Genomic DNA, 254 nt, shown 5'->3' on the forward strand with positions numbered 1-254 from the left:
GTTCAAGGTGAGTTAAGTGGATCATACGATGAGTGTGGTGGAACATTATATATAGATTGGACTTACACAGATGATTGCCAAAGAACAATCGAAGCTAGAAAGACAATCACGGTATTACCAGCACCAATGGCTGAATTTGATGAAGTAGAAGACATGGAGATTTCATGTGAAGAAGCTAATTCATACGAAGCAGGATCATTAGGATACACTAATGGCGGAACTGGAGCATGTGAGATTTCAGGATCAGTAGAAGG

The 254-nt window shown here is 40.2% G+C and carries 1 protein-coding gene; it reads left to right on the forward strand.

The genetic code is table 11. The annotated features are described in order from the left end of the window. Positions 1-254 (forward strand): hypothetical protein (locus tag Q0787_RS19285; protein ID WP_298905095.1); only part of this gene is annotated, 254 nt, incomplete at both ends.

It is taken from the genome of uncultured Psychroserpens sp. (assembly GCF_947492715.1).
Lineage (GTDB): Bacteria > Bacteroidota > Bacteroidia > Flavobacteriales > Flavobacteriaceae > Psychroserpens.